The organism is Nocardia sp. NPDC101769 (genome assembly GCF_044766925.1).
Lineage (GTDB): Bacteria > Actinomycetota > Actinomycetes > Mycobacteriales > Mycobacteriaceae > Nocardia.
Map to the genome: position 1 here is coordinate 15,171 of NZ_JBIWMX010000039.1, position 21,926 is coordinate 37,096.

The 21,926-nt window shown below is 70.2% G+C and carries 22 protein-coding genes; 10 read left to right on the forward strand and 12 right to left on the reverse strand.

Going from position 1 to position 21,926, the window contains the following annotated elements; genetic code table 11:
* The first annotated feature begins 6 nt into the window (after nucleotides 1-6).
* The gene (locus ACIRRA_RS39195; protein ID WP_402779298.1) at nucleotides 7-660 is read left to right on the forward strand and encodes an enoyl-CoA hydratase-related protein; all 654 of its coding nucleotides are present in this window, start codon (nucleotides 7-9) and stop codon (nucleotides 658-660) included.
* Nucleotides 661-722: 62 nt separating this feature from the next.
* Here ACIRRA_RS39195 and ACIRRA_RS39200 read toward each other — a convergent pair whose 3' ends face one another.
* Nucleotides 723-1,631 carry an alpha/beta fold hydrolase gene (locus tag ACIRRA_RS39200; RefSeq protein WP_402779300.1) on the reverse strand — a complete coding sequence of 303 codons (909 nt, stop codon included), beginning with the start codon at nucleotides 1,629-1,631 and terminating at the stop codon, nucleotides 723-725.
* Between the two features lie 131 nt (nucleotides 1,632-1,762).
* Complete coding sequence (locus ACIRRA_RS39205) at nucleotides 1,763-4,873, reverse strand: crotonase/enoyl-CoA hydratase family protein (protein ID WP_402779302.1); 3,111 nt, start codon at nucleotides 4,871-4,873, stop codon at nucleotides 1,763-1,765.
* A 154-nt stretch (nucleotides 4,874-5,027) separates the two neighbouring features.
* Between ACIRRA_RS39205 and ACIRRA_RS39210 the strand changes: the two genes are divergently transcribed.
* Together ACIRRA_RS39210 and ACIRRA_RS39215 are read left to right on the forward strand one after the other, a co-directional pair.
* Nucleotides 5,028-5,363: an ArsR/SmtB family transcription factor gene (locus ACIRRA_RS39210; RefSeq protein WP_402779304.1), complete on the forward strand. Its 336-nt coding sequence runs from the start codon at nucleotides 5,028-5,030 to the stop codon at nucleotides 5,361-5,363.
* A complete protein-coding gene (locus tag ACIRRA_RS39215; protein ID WP_402779306.1) occupies nucleotides 5,360-5,833 on the forward strand; it encodes an SRPBCC family protein in 474 nt (157 codons plus the stop codon). Before ACIRRA_RS39210 ends, ACIRRA_RS39215 begins: the two co-directional genes overlap by 4 nt.
* Before the next feature lie 10 nt (nucleotides 5,834-5,843).
* Here the strand turns inward: ACIRRA_RS39215 and ACIRRA_RS39220 are convergent, their stop codons facing one another.
* From ACIRRA_RS39220 to ACIRRA_RS39245, 6 genes are all read right to left on the reverse strand, one after another.
* On the reverse strand, nucleotides 5,844-6,725 hold the full coding sequence (locus ACIRRA_RS39220) for a GNAT family N-acetyltransferase (protein WP_402779308.1): 882 nt from the start codon (nucleotides 6,723-6,725) through the stop codon (nucleotides 5,844-5,846).
* 185 nt (nucleotides 6,726-6,910) lie between these two features.
* Complete coding sequence (gene mshC, locus ACIRRA_RS39225) at nucleotides 6,911-8,149, reverse strand: cysteine--1-D-myo-inosityl 2-amino-2-deoxy-alpha-D-glucopyranoside ligase (RefSeq protein WP_402779310.1); 1,239 nt, start codon at nucleotides 8,147-8,149, stop codon at nucleotides 6,911-6,913.
* Nucleotides 8,150-8,319: 170 nt separating this feature from the next.
* A complete protein-coding gene (locus tag ACIRRA_RS39230) occupies nucleotides 8,320-9,117 on the reverse strand; it encodes an SCO1664 family protein (RefSeq protein ID WP_402779313.1) in 798 nt (265 codons plus the stop codon).
* Nucleotides 9,101-9,685, reverse strand: a complete 585-nt coding sequence (locus tag ACIRRA_RS39235; protein ID WP_402779315.1) for a DUF3090 domain-containing protein — start codon at nucleotides 9,683-9,685, stop codon at nucleotides 9,101-9,103. The genes ACIRRA_RS39230 and ACIRRA_RS39235 overlap by 17 nt, the downstream gene beginning before the upstream one ends.
* Nucleotides 9,686-9,711: 26 nt before the next feature.
* Nucleotides 9,712-10,446 (reverse strand): histidine phosphatase family protein, encoded by a 735-nt coding sequence (locus ACIRRA_RS39240; RefSeq protein ID WP_402779317.1) that lies wholly within the window; start codon nucleotides 10,444-10,446, stop codon nucleotides 9,712-9,714.
* Between the two features lie 16 nt (nucleotides 10,447-10,462).
* Complete coding sequence (locus ACIRRA_RS39245; RefSeq protein WP_402779429.1) at nucleotides 10,463-11,413, reverse strand: undecaprenyl-diphosphate phosphatase; 951 nt, start codon at nucleotides 11,411-11,413, stop codon at nucleotides 10,463-10,465.
* 273 nt (nucleotides 11,414-11,686) lie between these two features.
* On the opposite strand from ACIRRA_RS39245, the gene ACIRRA_RS39250 reads away from it, so the two are divergent.
* From ACIRRA_RS39250 to ACIRRA_RS39265, 4 genes are read left to right on the forward strand one after another with little or no spacing between them, the layout of a single operon-like run.
* Nucleotides 11,687-12,646 carry an aldo/keto reductase gene (locus tag ACIRRA_RS39250; RefSeq protein WP_357005662.1) on the forward strand — a complete coding sequence of 320 codons (960 nt, stop codon included), beginning with the start codon at nucleotides 11,687-11,689 and terminating at the stop codon, nucleotides 12,644-12,646.
* Between the two features lie 20 nt (nucleotides 12,647-12,666).
* The gene (locus ACIRRA_RS39255) at nucleotides 12,667-13,704 is read left to right on the forward strand and encodes a hemin ABC transporter substrate-binding protein (RefSeq protein WP_402779320.1); all 1,038 of its coding nucleotides are present in this window, start codon (nucleotides 12,667-12,669) and stop codon (nucleotides 13,702-13,704) included.
* Complete coding sequence (locus ACIRRA_RS39260; protein WP_402779322.1) at nucleotides 13,701-14,966, forward strand: iron chelate uptake ABC transporter family permease subunit; 1,266 nt, start codon at nucleotides 13,701-13,703, stop codon at nucleotides 14,964-14,966. Before ACIRRA_RS39255 ends, ACIRRA_RS39260 begins: the two co-directional genes overlap by 4 nt.
* Nucleotides 14,963-15,805 (forward strand): heme ABC transporter ATP-binding protein, encoded by an 843-nt coding sequence (locus ACIRRA_RS39265; RefSeq protein WP_402779324.1) that lies wholly within the window; start codon nucleotides 14,963-14,965, stop codon nucleotides 15,803-15,805. The genes ACIRRA_RS39260 and ACIRRA_RS39265 overlap by 4 nt, the downstream gene beginning before the upstream one ends.
* 60 nt (nucleotides 15,806-15,865) lie before the next feature.
* Here ACIRRA_RS39265 and ACIRRA_RS39270 read toward each other — a convergent pair whose 3' ends face one another.
* From ACIRRA_RS39270 to ACIRRA_RS39285, 4 genes are all read right to left on the reverse strand, one after another.
* Nucleotides 15,866-16,216, reverse strand: coding sequence for a YrdB family protein (locus tag ACIRRA_RS39270; RefSeq protein WP_402779326.1), 351 nt, complete (start codon nucleotides 16,214-16,216; stop codon nucleotides 15,866-15,868).
* Complete coding sequence (locus ACIRRA_RS39275) at nucleotides 16,213-18,315, reverse strand: MMPL family transporter (protein ID WP_402779328.1); 2,103 nt, start codon at nucleotides 18,313-18,315, stop codon at nucleotides 16,213-16,215. The genes ACIRRA_RS39270 and ACIRRA_RS39275 overlap by 4 nt, the downstream gene beginning before the upstream one ends.
* The gene (locus tag ACIRRA_RS39280) at nucleotides 18,315-18,851 is read right to left on the reverse strand and encodes a hypothetical protein (protein ID WP_402779330.1); all 537 of its coding nucleotides are present in this window, start codon (nucleotides 18,849-18,851) and stop codon (nucleotides 18,315-18,317) included. The genes ACIRRA_RS39275 and ACIRRA_RS39280 overlap by 1 nt, the downstream gene beginning before the upstream one ends.
* A gap of 104 nt (nucleotides 18,852-18,955) precedes the next feature.
* The gene (locus ACIRRA_RS39285; RefSeq protein WP_402779332.1) at nucleotides 18,956-19,348 is read right to left on the reverse strand and encodes a hypothetical protein; all 393 of its coding nucleotides are present in this window, start codon (nucleotides 19,346-19,348) and stop codon (nucleotides 18,956-18,958) included.
* Between the two features lie 181 nt (nucleotides 19,349-19,529).
* Here ACIRRA_RS39285 and ACIRRA_RS39290 point away from each other — a divergent pair, with 181 nt between their 5' ends.
* Genes ACIRRA_RS39290 through ACIRRA_RS39300 form a run of 3 tightly spaced genes read left to right on the forward strand, consistent with a single transcriptional unit; the run spans nucleotide 19,530 to nucleotide 21,916 of the window.
* Complete coding sequence (locus ACIRRA_RS39290; RefSeq protein ID WP_402779334.1) at nucleotides 19,530-20,555, forward strand: hypothetical protein; 1,026 nt, start codon at nucleotides 19,530-19,532, stop codon at nucleotides 20,553-20,555.
* Complete coding sequence (locus tag ACIRRA_RS39295; protein WP_357005688.1) at nucleotides 20,555-20,818, forward strand: DUF5703 family protein; 264 nt, start codon at nucleotides 20,555-20,557, stop codon at nucleotides 20,816-20,818. The genes ACIRRA_RS39290 and ACIRRA_RS39295 overlap by 1 nt, the downstream gene beginning before the upstream one ends.
* 18 nt (nucleotides 20,819-20,836) lie before the next feature.
* Nucleotides 20,837-21,916 (forward strand): quinone-dependent dihydroorotate dehydrogenase, encoded by a 1,080-nt coding sequence (locus ACIRRA_RS39300; protein WP_402779431.1) that lies wholly within the window; start codon nucleotides 20,837-20,839, stop codon nucleotides 21,914-21,916.
* Nucleotides 21,917-21,926 lie beyond the last annotated feature (10 nt).

Below are 21,926 nucleotides of genomic sequence, written 5' to 3' on the forward strand. Positions count from 1 at the left end.
ACCCCCATGCCCACACTCACCTACCACGACAAGATCGCCGTCCTGGATCTCGGCGGCGACGAGAACCGCTTCTCACCCGAGTTCCTCGACCAGATCGGTGCGCACCTCGACACCGCCGTCGCCGACGGCGCGCACGCCCTGGTCACCACCGCCTCCGGCAAGTTCTACTCCAACGGCCTGGACCTGGACTGGCTCTCGGCCAACGGCGAACGCGCCGAATGGTATGTGGCGCAGGTGCAGTCGCTACTGGCCCGCATGCTCACCTTCGAGCTGCCCACCGCCGCCGCCCTGCCCGGGCACGCCTTCGGCGCCGGCGCCATGCTCGCCCTCGCCCACGACTTCCGGGTCATGCGGGCCGACCGCGGCTACTTCTGCTTCCCCGAAGCCGACATCCGCATCCCGTTCACCCGCGGCATGGCCGCGCTCATCCAAGCCAAACTCACCCCCAGGACAGCGGTCGCGTCCATGACCACCGGACGCCGCTTCGGCGGCCCCGACGCCCTCGCCCACGACCTCGTCGACGCCACCACAGACCTCGACACCCTCACCGACACCGCACTCGGGATGCTCACCCCGCTCGGGGTCAAGGACCCGGCCACCCTCGGTGCCATCAAGGCCACCATGTTCGCCGACGCCGTCGCCGCCCTGAACAACGCCTGACCCTGCTCACCGGGTGCGGCCGACCGTCGACACCGCCGGCCGCACCCGGTAGCGGGGCTTCCTCAGCCGGCGTTCCCGTTCGCCGCATGCAGATGCGGTAACAGCAGTTCCGCCACGGCCTCCGGACGTTCGGCCTGCAGGAAATGCCCGCAGCCGGGTAGCTGCGCGTGCTGCACACGTGCATGCTCCGCCAGCACGCGCTGCAGATCCGGCGACATACAGCCATCGCGCAGCCCGGCCAGCGCCAGCGTCGGCAATGGCGCGGCCTCGGCCATCAGGATGTCGCTGAACTCGCGAGTCGCCCTGCGCTGCACCGTGAACAGCGACCGGTAATACCGTGTCGCCGCCCACGCCATCACCGGATCGGTGAAAACGGCCGCCACAGGCGCGAATTCGTCCTCGCTGAAATCCCATCCCGGCGACCATCGCCGCCACAGCGCTCGCACGAACCCCGCACCCCGGCGCGTCAGTAGCCGCGGCGACCACCCCGACTGCATCACCGGGATGTACGACGACAACACCAACTGCCGCGGCAGATACCGCCACATCCCCGCCGCCACCCCGCCCCCGAACGGCGGAATCGCCAGCAACGTCAACGACTCCCACCGCTGCGGCTCCTGCTTCGCCAGAATCGTCGCCACGAACGCACCCCAGTCGTGCCCCACCAGGTGCGCGCGCGGCCCACCCAGCTCCGCATGCCAGGCCGCCACATCCGCACTCACCGCCATCAGGTCATAGCGCGCCGCCCGCGACGCCGACCCCGGCGTATACCCGCGCAACCACGGTGCCAGCACCTGATACCCGGCCTCGACCAGCAGCGGGATCAACCCGTCCCACGTATGCGGCGTATCCGGAAACCCGTGCAGCAGGATCACCAGCGGCGCGTCGGCCGGACCGACCTGACGAGCGGACAGTTCCAGGCCATCACGGCGCAACGTCAGCGTGCGCGCAACAGGATGATCGATCGGCATGCACACACCTTCTCACTAGTGTCGATTGTCGAATTCCATGACACCTGAACACATTCGGCCACCACCACGCGAATCCTCGACCCGGTGGCGGGTTCACCGGCGGTCACCCGCCGAACCCGCCACCGCCGCGGTCAGCGGCCCTGCCAGGCGGGGGGACGCTTCTCCACGAAAGCGCGCATACCCTCCCCGGCGTCCTGCGACGACAGGGCGGCCGCGGCGACCTGACCCTGCTTGCCGAACGCCTCGGCCACCGGCCAGTCCGGGGCCTGCTCGATGATCTGCTTGCTCGCATCGATACTCAGCGGAGCATTCACCACGATCCGCTCGGCCAGCGCCAGCGCCGCCTCGAGAGCCTTACCCGGCTCGGCGACCTCGTTGATCAACCCGATCTCGGCGGCCCGGGCCGCGGTGATCGGGTCACCGGTCAGCGCCAGCTCCATGGCGATCGCGCGGGGTAGGCGCTGCGACAGGCGGAGCACGCCACCCCCGACGGCGACCAGGCCGCGTTTGACCTCCGGGATGCCGAACGTCGAATCGCTCGCCGCGACAATGAGATCTGCTGCCAGCGCCAATTCGCAGCCCCCGGCCAGCGCGGGACCCTCCACGGCCGCGATGAGAGGCTTGCGCGGCGGCTGGGAGACGATGCCGAGGATGCCGCGCTTCTCGGTGACCGGCACCTCGCCGCGGGCGGCCGCCTTGAGATCCATACCGGCACTGAAATATCCACCCGCACCGGTGAGAATCGCGATGCGTGCATGCGAATCGCCCTCGTAGGCGTCGATCGCGCGTTCCAGGCCCAGCGCAGTGGCCAGGTTGATCGCATTGCGCGCCCGGGGCCGGTTGATGGTGATGATCATGATGTGGCCGCGGCGTTCGATGAGCACCGGTGCGGGCGGCGGGGGCGGCAACGCGACCCGGGGCAGACCCGCCGTGCTCAACCCGTGACCACTGGCGTCGGATTCGGCCGCGCCGGACTCGGAGGTCACCGGGCCGCCATCGGATTCCCCTGTGCTGGACTCGGATTCGGTGACCCGCGCGGGCACCGGGGTGATCGCGTCGCCGTCCACGGTCACCGGCAGGCCCAGCCAGTCGTCCGCGGTGAGGGCGGAGAGCAGGGCGGAATCGGTGGAGCGCACCAGGACTCGCTCACCCTTCGGGGTCAGCACGCTCACGATCGCGGCCTCGGGACGGCCGTCGCGGCCATAGGGCAGCGTGTAGGCCTCCACCACAGCCTCGCCGGTGTAGCCGGTGCGGGCCGGGCGCGCCGGGGGATGCTCGATGACCGGGGTCAGATGCCGGTAGCCCTGTCGCGGCGGGGTAGCCGAGTACACCCCGAGGGCGTGCTTGGTCAGATACCAGCCCAGAGACGTTGCCAGACCGAAGGATTCCGGTTCGGCGCGCAACCGCTGCACCAGTGTCGCCACCGCGTGACCGCCGTAGTTGTTGCCCGGCCCGCCACCGAAGGTCAGGCCCCCCGTCACCGACAGCGGCCGCTTCGGATCCTCCACCGGCAGCCCCAGCTCACGGGCCGCGATCTGCACCGCCACCGGGAAACAGGCATACAGATCGACATGGGCCAGCGCGTCGGCGGTGATGCCCGCATGGTCGAGCACCGCCGCACCCAGCGTGCGGATCGCAGGTGACGCCGCCAATTCGCTGCGCTCACTGACGAACCACTCGTCGGTGCCCGAGGCGCCCGCGTGCAGGAACACCCACTTGTCCTGCGGAATACCCGCCGCCTCGGCGGCCGCCGCGCTGGCCACGATGATGCCCGAGGCCATGTCCACCGTCAGGTTCGCGCACTCGAGTTTGGTGTAGGGCGCGGAGATCATGCGATTGGCCTCGGTCACCGTCGCGATCTCGAGGGCCGGGAACTCCTGCGGCTGCCAGGCATTCGGATTGGCCGCCGCCACCGCCGAGAACCGCGACCACAATTCGGCCACCGCCGCCGCATGCTCGGCCAGCGTGCGACCCAGCCGGCCCCGATTGGCCGACTCCAGCAGCGCGTACATATTGATCGGCGCCTGCAGCCCGGCCGCCGACTCGGCCGCATTGTTGGCCCCCTTGTCGATCCCCACCGTGCGCGTCGGCGCCACCGCCGGATCCTGCACCGGCCAATCCAATTCGATCCCGGCGCGCTGCGCCGCCGCCTGCGTGGCCCCGGCCTCGGCACCGGTGACCAGCACCAGGTCGTAGTCGCCGGCCGCGATCGCCGCAGCCGCCTCATTGAGCACCAGCTGCCCGCCGTCACCCCCGAACGGGCTCGACTGCGCCGTCTCCGCGGCGCCCGCGCCCACCGCGCGCGCCACCAGCGCACCCAGATCCCGGTACTGCCACGACGTCGGCGACACCGCGAACACCGCATTCGCCTGTGCCAGCAGCGCTTCCCCCACCCCGGCATCGGCGGCCGCCGCGCGCAACGCCCGCACCGCCAGCTGCGCGGGATCACCGTAGGACGGGTCGGGGGTGCGCTGCACCACCTGCCCGACGCCCACCAGCACCGGCGTGCCCGGCGCCAGCAGCGTCCCGGAAGCCCGGTGCCGCACCGCCTTGTGCGCCGTCCGTCCCGTCGAGCCCGACCTGGCCGCCGCCACGGCCGCGGGCAGCGCCGCCAGGGAATCACGCAGCGCGTCACCGAGCGCCCGCGCCACCGTCGCGCCCAGCGGCCCGTCGACCGGCTGCCCCGACAGACCCGCGTCGAGGTACACGCTCGACCCGGACCCGTTGGGCGCCACCGTGATCCACAACCCCAGACCCAGCCCCTGCGGCCCGCGGCCGCGCATCGCCAGCCCGGTGTCGCCGACCTCGGTCACCGTCCACACCACATCCGCCGGGATCCCCATGAACTTGGCCACCTGCGTGTACTCCATGCCCACCGCCGCCGCCCCCGGCGCCTCCCCACGCCAGCCCGCATGGAACACCACCCACTCCGGAAGCCGTTGCAGCTGCGCCAGATACGCCAGCGTCGCCGCCGGGCCGGTCTCGAGATCGTGATGGGCGTGCGCGGCGCGCGGGTAGTCCGCCAGCCCCGCCGGCACCGCGTGCCCGACCGGGACCGCCGCCTCGCCGGCACCGCCGTGACCGGTCAACCCGGCGATCAGTTCCCGCACGATGCGCGGATCGCGGCGCACACTGTCGACCAGCTGCCCACCCGCGCGCAACTGTTTGAGCACCGACGCACTCCGATCGAGTCGCTGCCCGACCGTCGCACGCAAACGCTCGAAACCCGGCACCGCACTCACGGCCCACCTCCTCACCGAGGGTCCACACCATCCGGCCCTCACGGTATCGGCCGCTCACCGGCCGCGGGAAGGGCAACGGCGACTTCGCACCCCGCCAACCGGATTCGCCACCACCCCTTCCGGCCGTCTTTGTGTAAGCGTAGACTTACGGTTCGTGGGTACTTACCAAAGCGCCGCTCTCGACGCCCTCGGTGACCCGACCCGGCGAGCCATCTTCGAACGCCTCGGCCAAGGCCCGTGCGCGGTCGGCGAACTCGCCCGAGAACTTCCCGTGTCCCGGCCCGCCGTCTCGCAGCACCTCAAGGTGCTCAAACAGGCGGGACTGGTCCGCGACGAAGCCGTCGGCACCCGGCGCGTCTACCGGCTCGACCCCAGCGGCATCGACGCGCTGCGCGCGTACTTCACCCACTTCTGGTCGACCGCGCTGTCGGCCTTTCGCGACGAAGTGAACCGCCAAGCCCAGCAGGACAACACCCAGGAGCAGTCATGACCCAGCACGCCGACACCGTCACCGTCGAACTCACCGTCGAAGCTCCCCTCGACAAGGCCTACCGCGTCTTCACCACCGGCATGGACAGTTGGTGGCCGCGCGAGCACCACATCGGCTCCGGCCCGCTGGCCGAAGTCGTCGTCGAACCCCACGTCGGCGGCCGCCTCTACGGCCGTGAGGCCGACGGCACCGAATGTCCGTGGGGCCGGGTGCTGGTGTGGTCACCCGACACCCACTTCGCGTTCTCCTGGGACATCGACCTGAGCTGGAAACCCGAATCCGACCCGGCCCGCACCAGCTGCGTCGATGTCACCTTCACCGCCCTCGACCCCGGCCGCACCGCCGTCACCCTGGTGCACTCCGGCTTCGAGAACCACGGCCCCGGCTGGGAATCCATGCGCGACGCCGTCGGCTCCCCGGACGGCTGGCCCGCACTGCGCGACAACTACGCCAAGGTCGTCGCCGCCTGACCCGGCACCCTCACCACAGGCGGGTGAACCACACCTGATCCCGCAACCGGATCCCGTCCACCAGGATCTCCTCCGAATACCCGGCCGCGGCGGTGAACACATCGGGCACCACCCGCGACATCCGGAAACCGCACCGCTGATAGAACCGCAGATTCCCCAGATCGGCGGTGGCGGTGGCCACCTCCAGCCGGCGCACCCCGGCGTCGGTGGCCGCCGCCACCACCCGATCGATCAACCGCCTGCCCACCCCGGTACCCCGCACCGGTTGCGCCACAGCGGTATTGACGATCTCCCAGGTCGACTCCCCGGCCCCCGGCGCGGCCTGGATATGGCCGACCACCGCACCGGAGTCGTTGCGCGCCACCCACACCCGCCCCCGGCCGATATACCCGGCCAGCAACTGCTCGGAATCCTCGGCCATCCGGAACGACCATGCGATCTCGGCGCGATCACCGAGGAACTCCTCGATCCGCACCGCCCCCGCCGCCGGCGGCACCACGATCAACATCCACCTCTCCGGATCCAACACCGCGAACGCCCCCGCCGCCACCCAATACGGATTGTCCGGAACCACCTCGGCCACACCGTGATCGGCCAGCCGCGCCCGCAACCGCGCGAACCCCGACCGCGGATACAACACCACCGCATGCTCGGGGCCGGGCGGCGCGGGCGGCGGCGCGCCCTCGCGGCGCACCAGCTCCAGCTGCGCCGACGCGTCCGGCATCCCGAACACGAACCCGCTGTAACCGGCATGATCCTCGAACGCGGCAAGTTCGGTCAGCCCGACGATCTCCCGATAGAACGCCGCGCACTCCACCAGCCGATCGGTCTGCCGCGCGAAACGCGCCGCGGCCAGCGACCACTCGCCGCGACCGGACTCCGAGGCAACCACAGGCAATCCTCCTCACAGACAACGACACCCGCAGGCCAGCATCCTCGGTCCAGCGGCGAGCAGTCGACCCATTTCTCTCGAACCACCTGCCCGCCCGGCCCCGCGGCCCCGTCGCCGAACGGCCGAAACACGAACGCGCGAGCCCGGATCCGGGCTCGCGCGTTCGATTCACGCTCTCGTATGGCTCAGAGCGCGACACCCAGCAGCGCGTCGACGGTGTCCTTGATCAGACCCGGCGCCGCGGTATCGGGCCCGCCGTAGGCCAGCGCCTGCTGCGCCCACGCATCGATCGCCGCGATCGCCTTCGGCGTGTTCAGATCGTCGGCCAGATGCCGTCGCACCCGCGCCACGGTGTCACCGGCCTCGGGACCCGACTCCAGCGCCACCGCCGCCCGCCACCGCTCCAGCCGCGAAACCGCCTCGGCCAGCACCGCATCCGACCACTCCCGGTCGGCGCGATAGTGGCCCGCGAACAGCCCCAGCCGGATCGCGGCCGGGTCGGTGCCCGCGCGGCGCAGCTTCGACACGAACACCAGATTGCCGCGCGACTTCGACATCTTCTCGCCGTCGAGCCCGATCAGGCCCGCGTGCACGTAGTGGCGGGCGAAGCGGCGTCCCTTCACCAGCGCCTCGGCGTGCGCGGCCGAATACTCATGGTGCGGATAGATCAGATCGCTGCCGCCGCCCTGCACATCGAACTCGGTGCCGATCCGGTTGAGTGCGATCGCCGCGCACTCGATGTGCCAGCCGGGACGGCCCGCCCCGAACGGCGCCGGCCACGACGGCTCACCCGGCCGCTCCGCGCGCCACAGCAGCGCGTCGATCGGATCCCGCTTGCCCGGCCGCTGCGGATCCCCGCCGCGCTCGGCGAACAGTCGCTCCATCGTCGCCCGGTCGTAGCCGGACTCGTACCCGAACTGCTCGGTCGCGTCGTGACGGAAGTAGATGTCGGCGTACTCCGGATCGTCGACCACGTACGCCGCCCCCGAGGCGAGCAGCTTGTCGACCAGCTCCACCACCTCCTGCACCGACTCGATCGCGCCGATGTAGTCGCGCGGCGGGACCACCCGCAACGCGGCCATGTCCTCACGGAACAGGTTGATCTCCCGGGTGCCCAGCTCCCGCCAGTCGATGCCGTCGCGCTGCGCGCGCTCGAACAGCGGATCGTCGACATCGGTGGTGTTCTGCACGTAGTGCACCTCGTGCCCGCCGTCGCGCCACAACCGGTTGACCAGATCGAAGGTCAGGTAGGTGGCCGCGTGCCCGAGATGGGTCGCGTCATAGGGGGTGATGCCGCACACGTACATCGTCGCGGTGGCGCCGGGGGTCACCGGGCGCACCTGCTTGTCGGCGGTGTCGAACAACCGCAACGCCGGTCCGGATCCGGGGACGGTCGGGACAGCGATATCGGACCAGGACTGCATGAATCGAGGTTATCGCTGTGATCGCGCCCCATCCCCGCCGCCCCCGCACCGGTGTGCTGTGCGACACCCGCCCGCCGTGGCCGACCAGCACCCTAGTCGCGGGCGCGAGGGTGTCAAGAGTTGCAATCACGACGATGCGAACGTCGCCGCCGACCGCGCGGCCGGCCGGGTCAGAACGCGGGCCAGGGAATCGGGCGCTGACTCACCGGCATCGGCATCACCGGTTCCTCCAGCAGTGCCCGCCCGCGCGTCTCGAGCGCGTCGAGCTCGGTGTCGGTGAGGAACTCCGCCAGCCGATCGCCCAGCTCACCGGGCAGTGCCTTGACGAAAACCGTGATGTCGGTGAGCAATTCGTCCCCGATCGGCTCACCGGCCCAGCCCCACAGCACCGTGCGCAACTTCGGCTCACTGTGCAGGCAGATGCCGTGATCAACACCGTAGACCCGCCCGTCGAGCCCCTCGAGGGCGTGCCCGCCCTTGCGGTCGGCATTGTTGAGTAGCACATCCAGCACCGCCATCCGATGCAGTCGCGGATCATCGGCGTGTACCAGCGACACCGGATGCCCACCCGGATCCAGCGCCCGCAACACCTCCCGATACCCCTCGGGCACCGCATCCACCGGGACCAGATCCACCAGATCCGGGCCCGGGGCATCCTCGGCGGTGTCGATCCAGCGCTGCACCATGCCCGGCCCGAAAGGCCCCTCCCGTAACACGGTTTCGGGGATCACGCCCCAGCCGATCGCCTCTGACACCAGATACGAGGCCACCTCCCGCCCGGCCAGGGTGCCGTCGGGGAAATCCCACAGCGGCCGCTCCCCGCGTACCGGCTTGTACACCACCCGCAGCCCCGCACCGTCGGCCTCGCAGACGAGCGTGACATTGCTGGCGGTGGTGACCTGCCCGATCACCGTCAGCTCGGCGGTGCGCAGCCCGTCGTCGCTCACGCCGTCATTCCTCGAGTTCATCGGAGCCGAAGATGTCACCGCGCTTGTAGCCATTGGTGCGCACGCACATGTGCCCCTTGGACGACAGCGGTTCCCCGCACAGCGGGCACGGCGGGCGCCCCGCGGCGATCACGCGCGCCGACCGTAGCGCGAACTCGCGTGCCTGCACCGGGGTCAGGAACACCCGCACCGCGTCGGGGCCCTCCTCGGTGTCGTCGAGCACCACCGATTCGTCCACCTCGGTCTCGGTGATCGCCAGCAGCTCCACCACCACCGCGCCCGCGTCGGCGTCCCAGCCCAAACCCATGGTGCCGACCCGGAATTCGGCATCGATAGGGGTGATCAACGGCGCGGTGTCGGCCACATCGGCGGCCTGCGGCGGCACCGTGGTGCCGAAGCGTCGTTGCACCTCGTCCAGCAGCAGACCCATCCGATCGGCCAGCACCTTCACCTGCTGCTTCTCCAGCAGCACGCTGATCACCCGCGGGTCCTGCACGGCCTGCAGGTAGAACGCGCGGTCGCCCGGCTCGCCGACGGTGCCGGCGACGAAACGATCGGGGGTGCGGAAGATATGGATTGCTCGGCCCATTGCACCTCCATTCGGTTCACTCACACTTATGAATCGGGGCGTTCCGCTACCCCATTATCCGTACTGTCGGTGGTACCCGTTTCTCCGCCGGGAACCGGCCCCGAGCGCGATTCGCCGCCGGTTCGCGGTGAAATCGCCGCCAACCCGGACAGGTCCGTCCCGGTGTCGTTGACCCGCCACACGTACGGGGCGGTCGGGGTGTAGCGGATGACACTGATCGACGCCGGCTCCACCACGATGCGCTGGAACCCGTCGAGGTGAATGCCGAACGCGTCGGCCAGCACCGATTTGATGACGTCGCCGTGCGTGCACGCAATCCACAACACATCGCTACCATGCCGGGCCGCGAACTGCCGATCCCGTTCGCGGACAGCGGACACGGCCCGAAACTGCACCTGTGCCAAGGACTCTCCGGAGGGGAAGGTCGCGGCCGAGGCGTGGCGCTGCACCACCTTCCACAACGGCTCGCCCATCAGGTCCGCGAGGGCCTTGCCGGTCCAGTCGCCGTAGTCGACCTCGAGCAGGCGCTCGTCGGGTTCGGGTTCGAGTCCGAGCTTGTCGGCCAGGGGTGCGACGGTGCGCTGACAGCGCAGCAGCGGCGAGCACACGATGTGTTCGATGGGCAGTGATCCCAGCCGCTCCATCAGGCTCTGCGCCTGTTCGCGTCCACGGTCGGTCAGATCGACGCCCGCACTGCGGCCGGCCAGGGTGCGAGCGGTATTCGACGTGGACACGCCGTGCCGCAACAGGATCACCGTCACCGGGACAGCCTACTGGCTACGTCGCCGACACGACGCCGGTCGCCAGCAGCGCCATCAGCGTCGACCCCAGCAGGATGCGGTAACCGACGAACCAGTCCAGCGAGTGCCGCGCCACGAATTTCAGCAGCCACGCCACCGACGCGTACCCCACCGCGAAGGACACGATGGTCGCCACGAGCAGCTGCGGACCCGATGCATTGAGGCCCTCACCAGCGGGTTCGAACGCATCGGGGAGGCTGAACAGGCCCGAGGCCACCACCGCCGGGATCGCCAGCAGGAACGAGAACCGCACTGACGCCTCCCGGGTCAGACCGCAGAACAGGCCCGCCGACGAGGTTGCGCCCGAACGCGACACGCCCGGAATGAGGGCCAGGCACTGCGCCAGCCCCATGATCAGGCCATCGCGGGTGGTCAGCAGCTCGATCGGACGGCGCCGGCGACCGTATGCCCTGCCCGAGTAGTACTCCGCGGCCGCGATCACCAGAGCGAACACGATCAGCATGATCGACACCAGCCACAGATTCCGTGCGCCGGTACGGATCTGGTCCTTCAGCAGCAGGCCCAGCACCCCGATCGGGACGGTGGCGATGATCACATACCAGCCGATCCGATAGTCCAGCTCGCGCTGCATATCGGGATCGGGGCCGAAGGAGAAGCGCCCGTCCTCGGTCAGCACCGGCAGCCGGGTGGTCGCACGCTCGGGCAACGGCACCGAAACCCGTTGCGGCGCGGCAACCTTCGACCACATCGTGGTGCACCAGGCGACCAGGATGCGCCAGATGTCCTTGGCGAAGTACACCAGCACCGCCGCCTCGGTGCCCAGCTGGGTGACCGCGGTGAACGACGCGCCCGCATCGTCGCCGAAGAACACCGCCGAGGTGATGCGCAGATGCGCCGAGGAGGATATCGGCAGGAATTCCGTCACACCCTGTACCAGGCCCAGCACCAGCGCCTGCACCCACGTCATCGACTCGCCCACACACCCTCCAGTCCCGAATCGTCGCTCCCGGTGCGGATTTCGGCGCCACACCGCGCCCGAATCGCCACCGCCCCGGCGCGTCCGCGCCGCAACACCGCAGCGACCCTACCGGGCGGATGTCCGAATTCGGACATGCATGCGGGAAATCCGAGGTATCGCCACGGCCCGGCATCGACCCGCCGCGCTCGCCGCGGGCCGTAGCCCAGCAGATGCGACAGGTGGGCCTAGGCTGACGCGTGTGACGAAAGTGCAAGCGCGGTGATGGAACAACGGACGGTCGGCCGCAGCGGACTGCGGGTCTCGAGGCTCGGGCTGGCCACCCACACCTGGGGCAGGGAAACCGACGCCGAGGACGCGGCCGCCCAGCTGATGGCGTTCGTCGAAGCAGGCGGCACCCTGGTCGACACCTCCCCCGCCTACGGGGACGGCGCCGCGCAACACATTCTCGGCGAACTACTCTCCGAGGTCGGGCGCGAGGACCTCGTGCTGTCCGGAAGTGCCGGATACACACCGATACTCAGCGACGCCGCCGCCGAAGCGCCCGCCGCAGTGCGCTGGACCGTCGATGCCTCCCGGCGCACCATGATGCGCCAGCTCGACCACACCCTGCGCCAGCTCGGCACCGACCACCTCGACCTGTGGACCGTCGCCGCCTGGGACCCGCACACCCCCCTCGAGGAGATCGCCGACACCCTGTCGTGGGCGGTGCGCTCGGGGCGGGTGCGCTACGCGGGCGCGCGCGGCTACGACGGCTGGCAGCTGGCCACCCTGGCGGCCGCGGCACCCATCACCGCCGCGACCACCCAGTACTCGCTGCTCGCACGCGGGGTCGAACACGAATTCGTGCCCGCCGCACAGCATCACGGCATCGGCCTGATCGCCACCGCGCCACTGGCCGGGGGCATCCTGACCGGCAAATACCGCGACGGCGTGCCCGCCGACTCGCGCGGCGCCGACGAGGCCACCGCCGCCGAGATCACCGCCCACCTCGACGATCGCGCGGTGCGGGTGGTCGACGCGGTGGTCACCGCCGCCGACGGGCTGGGCACCTCACCGCTGGCGGTGGCGCTGGCCTGGATCCGCGATCAGCCCGCGGTGGCGACGATGCTGGTGGGGGCGCGGGATATCGGGCAACTCACCGGGATTCTGGCCGCCGAAACCCTCGAGCTACCGCGCGCCATCACCGCCGCACTGGGAGACGTGAGCGCACGCACAGAATGAGCAAGGCTAACCTTACCTGCATGAGGTGTCTCGTGAATGCCCGCTCGGCCGCCCGCACGCTGCTGATCATGCTGCTCGGCATCGGCCTGGTCGCGGGCGTCACCGCCTGCAGCAGCGGCACCTCCGGCACCAGCGGCACCCGCGGCCCGGTGACGGCCAGTGTCGGCGACCTCGACCCGGTGGCGATCGGACCCGAACCCACCCCGGTGCTCCCAGCGACCGTGAAGTCCTTCGACGGCAGCGACGTCACTGTCACCGACACCAGCCGCATCATTGCCGCCGACCGGTACGGCACCCTCGCCCAGACCGTCGTCGCGCTCGGCCTCCGGTCAAAACTGGTCGGCCGCTCCAACTCTGCGGCGTTCCCCGCCGTCCAGGACCTGCCCACCGTCTCCAGCGGCGCGGGCACCCTGAGCGTGGAATCGGTTGCGGCACTGCGGCCCACGGTGTTCCTCACCGACACCACCGCCGTCACCCCCGCCCTGCGCGAGCAGCTCAAGGCGCTGGGCATCACCGTGGTCTACTTCGACCCGCAGCGCACCATGGACGGCGTCGTCCCCCAGATCCAGGCCGTCGCCGCCGCGCTCGGCGTCCCCGACGCCGGCAAGGCCCTGGCGCAGCGCACCCGCGACGAGATCTCCGCGGCCACCGCCTCGGTGCCGCACCAGGATTCGAAGCCCAAGATCGCGTTCCTGTACCTGCGCAGCACCGCCATCACCATGATCGCGGGCCCCGGCTCCGGCGCCGACTCGCTGATCACCGCTCTCGGCGGCATCGACGCCGGCACCGCGTCGGGCATCACCCAGGAATTCCTGCCCATCACCAGCGAAGCCATGATCGCCGCCGCCCCCGACGTCTTCCTGCTCATGACCGACGGCCTGGCCTCCGTCGGCGGCGTCGACGGGCTCGAGAAGATCCCCGGCGTCGCCCAGACCCCCGCCGGGCGCGACCGCCGGGTGGTCGACATGTCCGACGCCGTGCTGCTGTCCTTCGGCCCGAACACCGGCCGCGTCCTCACCGCCCTCGTCAAAGCCGTCTACGGCACCAGCAACGCATGACCGACCCGCAAGCCCCGCAACCCGATTCGGCCACCACACCGGGCACTGACGCACCGGATGCCAACGGGGCCCACCCGGCCGCGGGCAACGCGACGAACCCACCCTCCGGGACACCGAGGAACGCAACTACCGGTCACAGGGCAGTCGAGGTCTCCGAATCCGAGCAGGAATCTGTTGCCGCACACCGGTTTCCGGCCAGCGTCGACCGGGCTCCGGCCGGTCGGCGCAGCCGCTCGCGCACCACGCTGATCTTCGCCGCGGCCCTGGCCGGACTGGTTGTGCTGGCCCTGTTCTCCGCGGCCATCGGACAGGTGCCGACCAGCCCCGCCGAGGTCGCAGGCAGCGTGTTCCACCGCATCGGGCTGGATTGGGGGCCGTTGCCGCACCATCCCGCCGGATACGTGACGTTGTGGGAGGTGCGGTTCCCGCGCGTCGTGCTCGCGGTGCTCGTGGGCGCGGCACTTGCCACCGCGGGCGCGCTGCTGCAGGGTGTGTTCGCCAACCCGCTCGCCGAACCCGGCGTCATCGGCGTGTCCGCGGGCGCGGCGGTCGGGGCGGGTGCGGTCATCGTGGTCGGCGGCGCGTTCACCGCGGCCTGGTCGGTGGCGGCGGGTGCGTTCGTCGCCGGGCTGGGCACCACCCTGCTGGTGTATCTACTCTCGCGCTCGGGCGGCCGCACCGAAGTGGTGACCTTGATCCTCACCGGTGTCGCCATCAACGCCTTCGCCGGTGGCGTGATCTCTTTCCTGCTGTTCAAGGCGTCCCCGGCGGCACGCGATCAGCTGGTGTTCTGGCAGATGGGCAGCCTCAACGGCGCCACCTGGCAGGCGGTCAACGTGGTGTGGCCGCTGACCCTGCTCGGTATCGCGGCCGCGATCTGGATGGCCCCGCGCCTGGACCTGCTCGCCCTCGGTGAATCCGCGGCCCGCCACCTCGGTGTCGACGTGGAACGGTTGCGGCGCAACATCATCGTGGTCGTCGCGGTGCTCGCCACCGCCGGCGTCGCCTTCACCGGCATCATCCTGTTCGTCGGATTGATCGTGCCGCACCTGGTGCGCATGCTCGTCGGGCCCGGACACCGGGTGCTGATCCCACTGTCGGCGATCCTCGGCGCGGCGGTACTCGTTGCCGCCGACATCGGGGCCCGCGCCCTGGTCCACAACGCGGACCTGCCGCTGGGCATGATCACCTCGCTGGTCGGCGGGCCGTTCTTCTTCTGGCTGCTGCGCCGCACCCGCGCACGATCGGGAGGCTGGGCATGAGCGGTCTCCGTGGGCTGGCAGCGGTTTTCGGGCGTTCCCCGGCACTGCCGGAGATGCCCGAACCGGGCGCGGTCACCTTGCGCGCCCGCAACGTCAGCGCCAAGCGCGGTGACCGCACGGTCCTCGAGGGCGTCGATTTCCCGGTGATCGCCGGGCAGATCGTGGCGCTGGTCGGACCCAACGGCGCCGGTAAGTCCACGCTGCTGGCCGCGCTCGCCGGGGAACTCGAACTGTCCGGCGGCAGCGTCGAACTCGACGGGCACGCCCTGACCCACTGGACCCACCTGGACATGGCGCGCCGCCGCGCGGTGCTGCCGCAGTCGCATACCGTCGGATTCCCGTTCCGCGCACGCGAAGTCGTGGCCATGGGACGCTCCCCGTGGGCGCGTACCGACCGTCAGGACCACGACGACGAGGCGATCGCCGCCGCCATGGCCGCCACCGACGTCGAACGCTTCGCCGCCCGACCCTTCCCGGCCCTGTCCGGCGGTGAACGCGCCCGTGTCGCCCTGGCCCGGGTACTGGCCCAGGACACCGCGACCCTGCTGCTCGACGAGCCGACCGCCGCACTCGATCTCGGCCACCAGGAGCAGGTGCTGCACCTGGCGCGCGAGCGCGCCGCCGCGGGCGCGGCCGTCGTGGTCGTGCTGCACGACCTCGGTGTCGCCGCCGCCTACGCCGACCGGGTCGCCGTCCTGGAAGCCGGGCGCATCGCCGCCGACGGCCCGCCCCGCCAGATCCTCACCCCGGAACTGCTCACCCGCGTCTACCAGCACCCGGTCGACGTCTTCGACCACCCGGTGACCGGCGCGCAACTGGTGCTGCCCGTCCGCGGCTGACCCGCCGAAACCCGTGCGGGCCATGCGCATTCGGCCCGGCCCGCACGGCGGCAGCGCCGATCAGAGCTGCTGCTGACCCCACAGCAGCCGCAGCACGCCGTTGCCCAGCCACACCGCGAACATCACCACACCCGCCACCGGAGTCCAGGCCAGGCCCAGCAGCACCGACGCCGCGCCGAACCACCCGACCTCCAAGACCACGCGCCGCCAACCGGTTTGCGGGAACCGGGGATCCTTGGCCGCGCCGAACAGCGCCCACACCACGATGAACACCGCCGGGGCTGCCAGCCCCAGCAGCACCCGCACCACGATCGGGGCGGACACGGTGAAACCCCACCACGCCGCCGCACTCAGCACCAACAGTTCCAGCAGGAACATCACCAACAGGTTCGCGCCTTTGAGCACGCTCATCGCCAGACCAACTTCAACACCGCAGGAGTCAACAACATGCGGATCACGGTGGCGTCCAACACCAGTGCCGCGATCATGCCGTAGGCAATGTATTTCATCAGCACCAGATCTGAGAACCCGAACGCCCCGGTCACCACGATCAGAATCGCCGCCGCCGAGGTGATCACGCCGCCGGTGTGTGCGATGCCGTAGCGGATCGCCTCGGGCGCACCGGCTCCCGCCGCGCGCGCCTCCGCCATCCGCGACTGCAGGAACACCTCGTAGTCGGTCGACAGGCCGAACAGCACAGTCACGATCAGCACCAGCACCGCGAACATGAGCGGGCCCGGCGTGAAATCGAACAGGCCCGCGCCGTGGCCCTCCACGAAGATCCAGGTCAGCACCCCCAGGGTGGCGCCGAGGCTGAGCGCGCTCATCACCACCGCCTTGATCGCCAGCACCAGCGACCGGAACGCCGCGTACATCAACGCGATCGCCGCCACGACCAGGATCGCCGCCAGCAGCGGCAGCCCCTTGATGAGCCCCTGGATCGAATCGCGTTCCAGTGCGGGCACACCCCCGACCATCACCTGCACCCCGTCCGGTTGCGGGATCGAACGCAGCGCCGCGATCACACTGTCGGCGTCGCGTTTGTCGCGCAGCCCGCTGGCCAGCACCGTCACCCGATCCTTGGTCGGCGCGGCCGGATCGAACGGCCCCGTCATCTCCGGGCCGACGATCTGATCGGCCGTATAGCGGATATCGGAGAGCTGCTGCGGGTTCGCGCCCACGACCACCAGCTTCAACGGCTCGGTGCGGAACTGCGGGAACACGCGGTCGAAGTCCTGCTGTGCCACCCGCGCCGGATTGTCCGACGCCAGATACCGCTCGCTCAGACCCCCGAACTCGATACTGCGGAACGGCAGGATCAGCACCAGCAGTATCAGCACCACCGGCACGATCACCAGCCACGGCTTGCGCATCGCGAAGAGCGCCAGCCGCGAGAAGAATCCGGCATCGATCTGCTCGGCGGTGCGAACACCGGCCGGCCCGTACCGGCCCCACAGATCAATACGCCGCCCCACGATCGACAACACCGCCGGTAGCGCCGTCACCGATAGCACCGCCGCCAGCAGAACCGAGGAGATACCGCCCAGCGGTACCGATCGCAGCACACCATTGGGGTAGATGAACAACGCGCCCAGGCTCACCGCGATGATCGCCGCCGAGAACAACACCGTCCGCCCTGCCGTCGCCACCGTCCGCGCGGTCGCCTCCTCGACGCTGCGGCCCGCCGCCAGTTCCTCCCGGAACCGGGTCACCGCGAACAGGCCGTAGTCGATCGCCAGCCCCAGGCTCACGAGCGTGACCACCGCCGAGGCGAACACGTTGACCTGCAGATGATTCGTCAGCAGCCGCATGATGCCCTGACTGCCCAGGATCGTCATGCCGCCGATCAACACCGGCAGCAGCGCCCCCACCACGCCGCCGAACACGAAATACAGCAGGATCGCCACCAGCGGCAGCGCGATCAGCTCCGCCCGGTGGATGTCGTCCTGCATGCCGGTGTTGATGCCCTCCACCACCGGCTGCAATCCGGCCAGCTGCACCGTCGTCCCGCCCGGCCCGGAACCGGTTGCGCCCGCGTGGAATTCGCTCTTGATGGCCAGATAGTTGTCGACGGTGTCGGTGCCGCCGCGCCCGCGCAGCCCGATGCTGGCGAAGGCGTGCGTGCGTGAGGCGTCGGCGAACTGCCCCATCAGCGCGCCGTCCCAATACGAGTCGATCTTCAGGATCCGATCGGGATGCTCGGTGCGCAGGCGGGTCAACTCCGCCGCCACCGCCGAGCGCACCGGCTCGTCGTCGACGGTCAGCCCGGGCGGGGCGGTGTAGATGGCGATCAGATCCGCGTCGGTGTCGCGCCCGAAGGTGGCATCGGCCAGCTTCGACGCCGCCACCGACTGACTCGATTCGTCGAACCAGCCCTCCTGGGTGAGGTGATCGCCCAGGTCCCGCCCGTAGAACCCCGACGCCAGCACCACCAGCCCGAACACGGCGAACACCGCGAACCGGAAACGGTGGATCAGCCGCCCCCACCGCAGGGATCCGGCCTCGAGCATCAGCCGCAGGCCGCGGTCTTGTAGTCGGCCGAACGCAGAATGCCGCACAGGTCGGTGCGCGAGATCTTCCAGCGCCCGTCCTTGTACACGAAATGCACCACCGTGGTGCGCACATCGGTGCCGGTGCCGTCCTTGTCCAGGCTCAGCGTCGCGGTCAGAGTGCCGTCGTGATTGTCGAACACCGGGTCCTTGACCCCGTACACCGCGCGCGGATGATCGGCCAGCGCCTTGTACATGTCCGGGATCGCATCCTTGAACGTCTCCCCGTCCTCGATCAGCGCGGTCCGGTCACTGTCGGGCAGATTGGGATCCAGCGCGCTCTTGATCTGGGCGTCCAGCTCCTGCGCGGTCGGGATGGTCGGCTTGTTGGCGCTGCTCTGCGCGGCCGCGGCGGCCGAGGACGAGCTCAGTGCCGCGTACGCCGAGGACCGTGCCTGGGCCACCTTGGACTCGTCGTCGGAGCCGCCGCACGCGGCGATCGACGCGCCGAGCACGATCAGCAGGAGCGCGGCGGCGGCCGGTCGTCGAAGTCGCATCAACATCCTCGTCAGCTCGAACTGCGGTTGTGTGCCGCTAGTTTGTCACGCGCTGCGCCCGAGGATGATTCCTGTGTCGCAGACATCGCTTCCGCTCGGCCGGCTCACATGCCGTCGATGACCGCGCTGAGCCGGCCCAGCAGCGCCCGCACCGTGATGGCCTCGCGCGGCTGCGTGGCCGGCACCCGCGTGGCCTGCGGAATCAGATCGCGTACCAGCGCCACCACGCTGCGCTCGTCGTCGAGATCGATATCGGTCACCGGCGCCAGCGCCACCGCTTCGACGTCCTCCGGGCCCGGCACGGCGGTGGCCAGCCCGGGCCGGTAGATCTCGAGGGTGAGGGTCGCGCGGTGGGTGCGGAACGCGAAGGACCGCCCGTCCGCGGTGACCCCGAACCCGTGCGCGTAACGACCCACGGTCACGTCTTCGACGGTGAAGCCCGAGGTGTGGTCGGCTACCAACAGATCTCCCTGATACAGCACGCTTTTGCCATCCACGGTAACCGCACCCGCCGACAGCGCCACCGAAAGCCCATGTCACATCATGCAAATCGGCCGGGCAGGCGCGCGCCACGCCGCCGCGAAGACCCCCGCTTGTGGGGTGTGGTGACCGATCATGGTCAGATAAGGGAGCACGCATGATTTCGTCGGTCAGTTCGGTCAGTAAGGAGTTCGCTGCATGCGCCGTCGCGGCTGGATCGGTTCAGCCCTCGCGGGTGTGACCGTGGTGACCCTGCTGGCGGGCTGTTCCTCCCAGGAGAACAACGCCGACAACGCCACTCGCGACCCTGCCACCCCCGCCGCCGCGCCCGCGGCCACCGCGGCGCCCGCCGGGGAGGTGACCCCCAGCACCCCGATCTCGCTGCTGGTCTCCGAACCGGCCACCGGAATCCTCGCCGCGGCGACCATCGTCGGCGACGCGCCCGTGCTGCGGCTCACCGACAACGCCACGCCCGGCAACCACAAGACCACCGATGTCCCGCTGCCGGGCAGGGCCGCCTCGCTGGCGCTCGGCAAGCCCGGCGAGATCCTGGTCGCGGTGCCCGGCAAGATCCTTCGCGTCGACGCCGCCTCGGCCAAGGTCGGCGAGATCACGATCGACGGCGACGTGCACGCGGTGGCACTGCGCCCCGACGGCTCGCTGGTGGCGGGCCTGGCCAACGGCAAGGTGCTGCTGCTGGACGCGGACGGCACTGTGCGCCACAGCATTTCGGGTCTGTCCTCCGCCGATGCCGTCGAGGCCGGTGACGGCGCGGTGGTCGTGCTCGATCGCCGCCAGACCGCTATCGTCCAGCTCGACGGCACCAGCAAGCTCGGGCTGTCGCTGCGCGCGGGCGACGGGGCCTCGAACATGATCGGCGACCACTTCGGCCGCCGCATCGTCACCGATACCGCCGGGCAGGAACTGCTGGTCTACACCGCCGATCCCTTGGTCCTGCACCAGCGTTTCCCGGTAGGCTCTTCGCCCTACGCACTCGCCTACGATCAGCGGTCCGAGACCGTGTGGGTGACGCTGACAGGCAGCAACGAAGTCGTCGGCTACGACCTGTCGACGGGTATACCGGTAGAGGTGGGGCGCTACCCGACGGTGCGCCAGCCCAACGCGGTGACCATCGACGGTCGCACCGGTGACATGTTCGTGGGATCCGCGACCGGTGACGGTCTGCAACGGATCGGCGCGAACCAGCGGAAGAGAGGGCAGTGATGGCTCGGGCCTCACGATCGGCGCACCAATCGCGCACATTACCGGAGGGCTGGGAGGAATCCAGCGACGAATGGGAATACGTGCCCCTGCGGCTGCCGCCCGGCATCAGCAGGGTCACCGCCTCCATGCGGCTGTCCATTCACGCCGAATACGGCGGCTGGGAGTTGTCGCGGGTGCGCGCCTACACCGACGGCAGCCGTCGCGTGTTACTGCGCCGCCGCAAGACCCCCCTGCTATCCCCGACACCCGAGGCGGTGATGTAACCCCCCATGTATGAGCGCCTGTACAGCCTGTTGCTGAAGGTGATGTTCCTGTTGCCGCCGGAACGCATCCACCACCTGGCCTTCGCCGCCATGCGGCTCGCGACTCGTTTCGCCCCGGGCCGCGCGCTGGCCGGCAGGCTGCTGGTGGCCGACGATCCGATCCTGCGCACCCGCGTGTTCGGCGTGGACTTCCCCGCGCCCCTGGGTCTGGCCGCCGGCTTCGACAAGAACGCCGACGGCGTCGACGCGTGGGGCCCGCTCGGTTTCGGCTATGCCGAGATCGGCACCGTCACCGCCCAGGCCCAGCCCGGCAACCCGGCCCCCCGGCTGTTCCGCCTGCCCGCGGACCGGGCGCTCATCAACCGCATGGGTTTCAACAACTTCGGCGCGGCCGCCGCCGCCGAACACCTGGCGGCGCGGCTGCCCGGCGGCGTCCCCATCGGCGCCAACATCGGCAAGACCAAGGTCGTCGAACCCGAGGACGCCGCGAGCGACTATGCCATCAGCGCGAAGCTGCTGGGCCCGCTGGCCGACTTCATGGTCGTCAACGTCAGCTCCCCCAACACCCCCGGCCTGCGCGACCTGCAGGCGGTGACCTCCCTTCGCCCGATCCTGCAGGCGGTCCTCGACACCGTCTCGGTCCCCGTCCTGGTCAAGATCGCCCCCGACCTGTCCGACGAGGACATCGACGCCGTCGCCGACCTCGCCGTCGAACTCGGCCTGGCCGGCATCGTCGCCACCAACACCACCATCCGCCGCGACGGCCTGCGCACCCCCGCCTCCGAAGTGGAACCGATCGGCGCAGGCGGGCTCTCGGGCGCCCCCGTCGCCGACCGCTCCCTCGAAGTCCTGCGCCGCCTCTACGCCCGAGTCGGCGACAAACTCGCCCTGATCTCGGTCGGCGGCATCGAAACCGCCGATCAAGCCTGGGAACGCATCCTGGCGGGTGCATCCCTCCTCCAGGGCTACACCGGCTTCATCTACGGCGGCCCCTTCTGGGCCAAGCGAATCCACCGCGGCCTTGCCGCCAAACTCCGCACCCACGGCTACACGAACCTCTCCGAAGCCGTCGGCGCTGAACACGAAACCAGCGCCTGACCGTACAGTT

Bases quoted from the DNA above. Each gene is read 5' to 3' on its own strand.
- ACIRRA_RS39245 (WP_402779429.1), bottom strand. From the start codon at position 11,413: ATGACGTGGGTGCAGGCGCTGGTGCTGGGCCTGGTACAGGGTGTGACG.
- ACIRRA_RS39260 (WP_402779322.1), top strand. From the start codon at position 13,701: ATGACCGACCCGCAAGCCCCGCAACCCGATTCGGCCACCACACCGGGC.
- ACIRRA_RS39215 (WP_402779306.1), top strand. From the start codon at position 5,360: ATGACCCAGCACGCCGACACCGTCACCGTCGAACTCACCGTCGAAGCT.
- ACIRRA_RS39290 (WP_402779334.1), top strand. From the start codon at position 19,530: ATGCGCCGTCGCGGCTGGATCGGTTCAGCCCTCGCGGGTGTGACCGTG.
- ACIRRA_RS39250 (WP_357005662.1), top strand. From the start codon at position 11,687: ATGGAACAACGGACGGTCGGCCGCAGCGGACTGCGGGTCTCGAGGCTC.
- ACIRRA_RS39275 (WP_402779328.1), bottom strand. From the start codon at position 18,315: ATGCTCGAGGCCGGATCCCTGCGGTGGGGGCGGCTGATCCACCGTTTC.
- mshC (WP_402779310.1), bottom strand. From the start codon at position 8,149: ATGCAGTCCTGGTCCGATATCGCTGTCCCGACCGTCCCCGGATCCGGA.
- ACIRRA_RS39280 (WP_402779330.1), bottom strand. From the start codon at position 18,851: ATGCGACTTCGACGACCGGCCGCCGCCGCGCTCCTGCTGATCGTGCTC.
- ACIRRA_RS39200 (WP_402779300.1), bottom strand. From the start codon at position 1,631: ATGCCGATCGATCATCCTGTTGCGCGCACGCTGACGTTGCGCCGTGAT.
- ACIRRA_RS39265 (WP_402779324.1), top strand. From the start codon at position 14,963: ATGAGCGGTCTCCGTGGGCTGGCAGCGGTTTTCGGGCGTTCCCCGGCA.
- ACIRRA_RS39295 (WP_357005688.1), top strand. From the start codon at position 20,555: ATGGCTCGGGCCTCACGATCGGCGCACCAATCGCGCACATTACCGGAG.
- ACIRRA_RS39230 (WP_402779313.1), bottom strand. From the start codon at position 9,117: ATGAACTCGAGGAATGACGGCGTGAGCGACGACGGGCTGCGCACCGCC.
- ACIRRA_RS39255 (WP_402779320.1), top strand. From the start codon at position 12,667: ATGAGGTGTCTCGTGAATGCCCGCTCGGCCGCCCGCACGCTGCTGATC.
- ACIRRA_RS39270 (WP_402779326.1), bottom strand. From the start codon at position 16,216: ATGAGCGTGCTCAAAGGCGCGAACCTGTTGGTGATGTTCCTGCTGGAA.
- ACIRRA_RS39195 (WP_402779298.1), top strand. From the start codon at position 7: ATGCCCACACTCACCTACCACGACAAGATCGCCGTCCTGGATCTCGGC.
- ACIRRA_RS39235 (WP_402779315.1), bottom strand. From the start codon at position 9,685: ATGGGCCGAGCAATCCATATCTTCCGCACCCCCGATCGTTTCGTCGCC.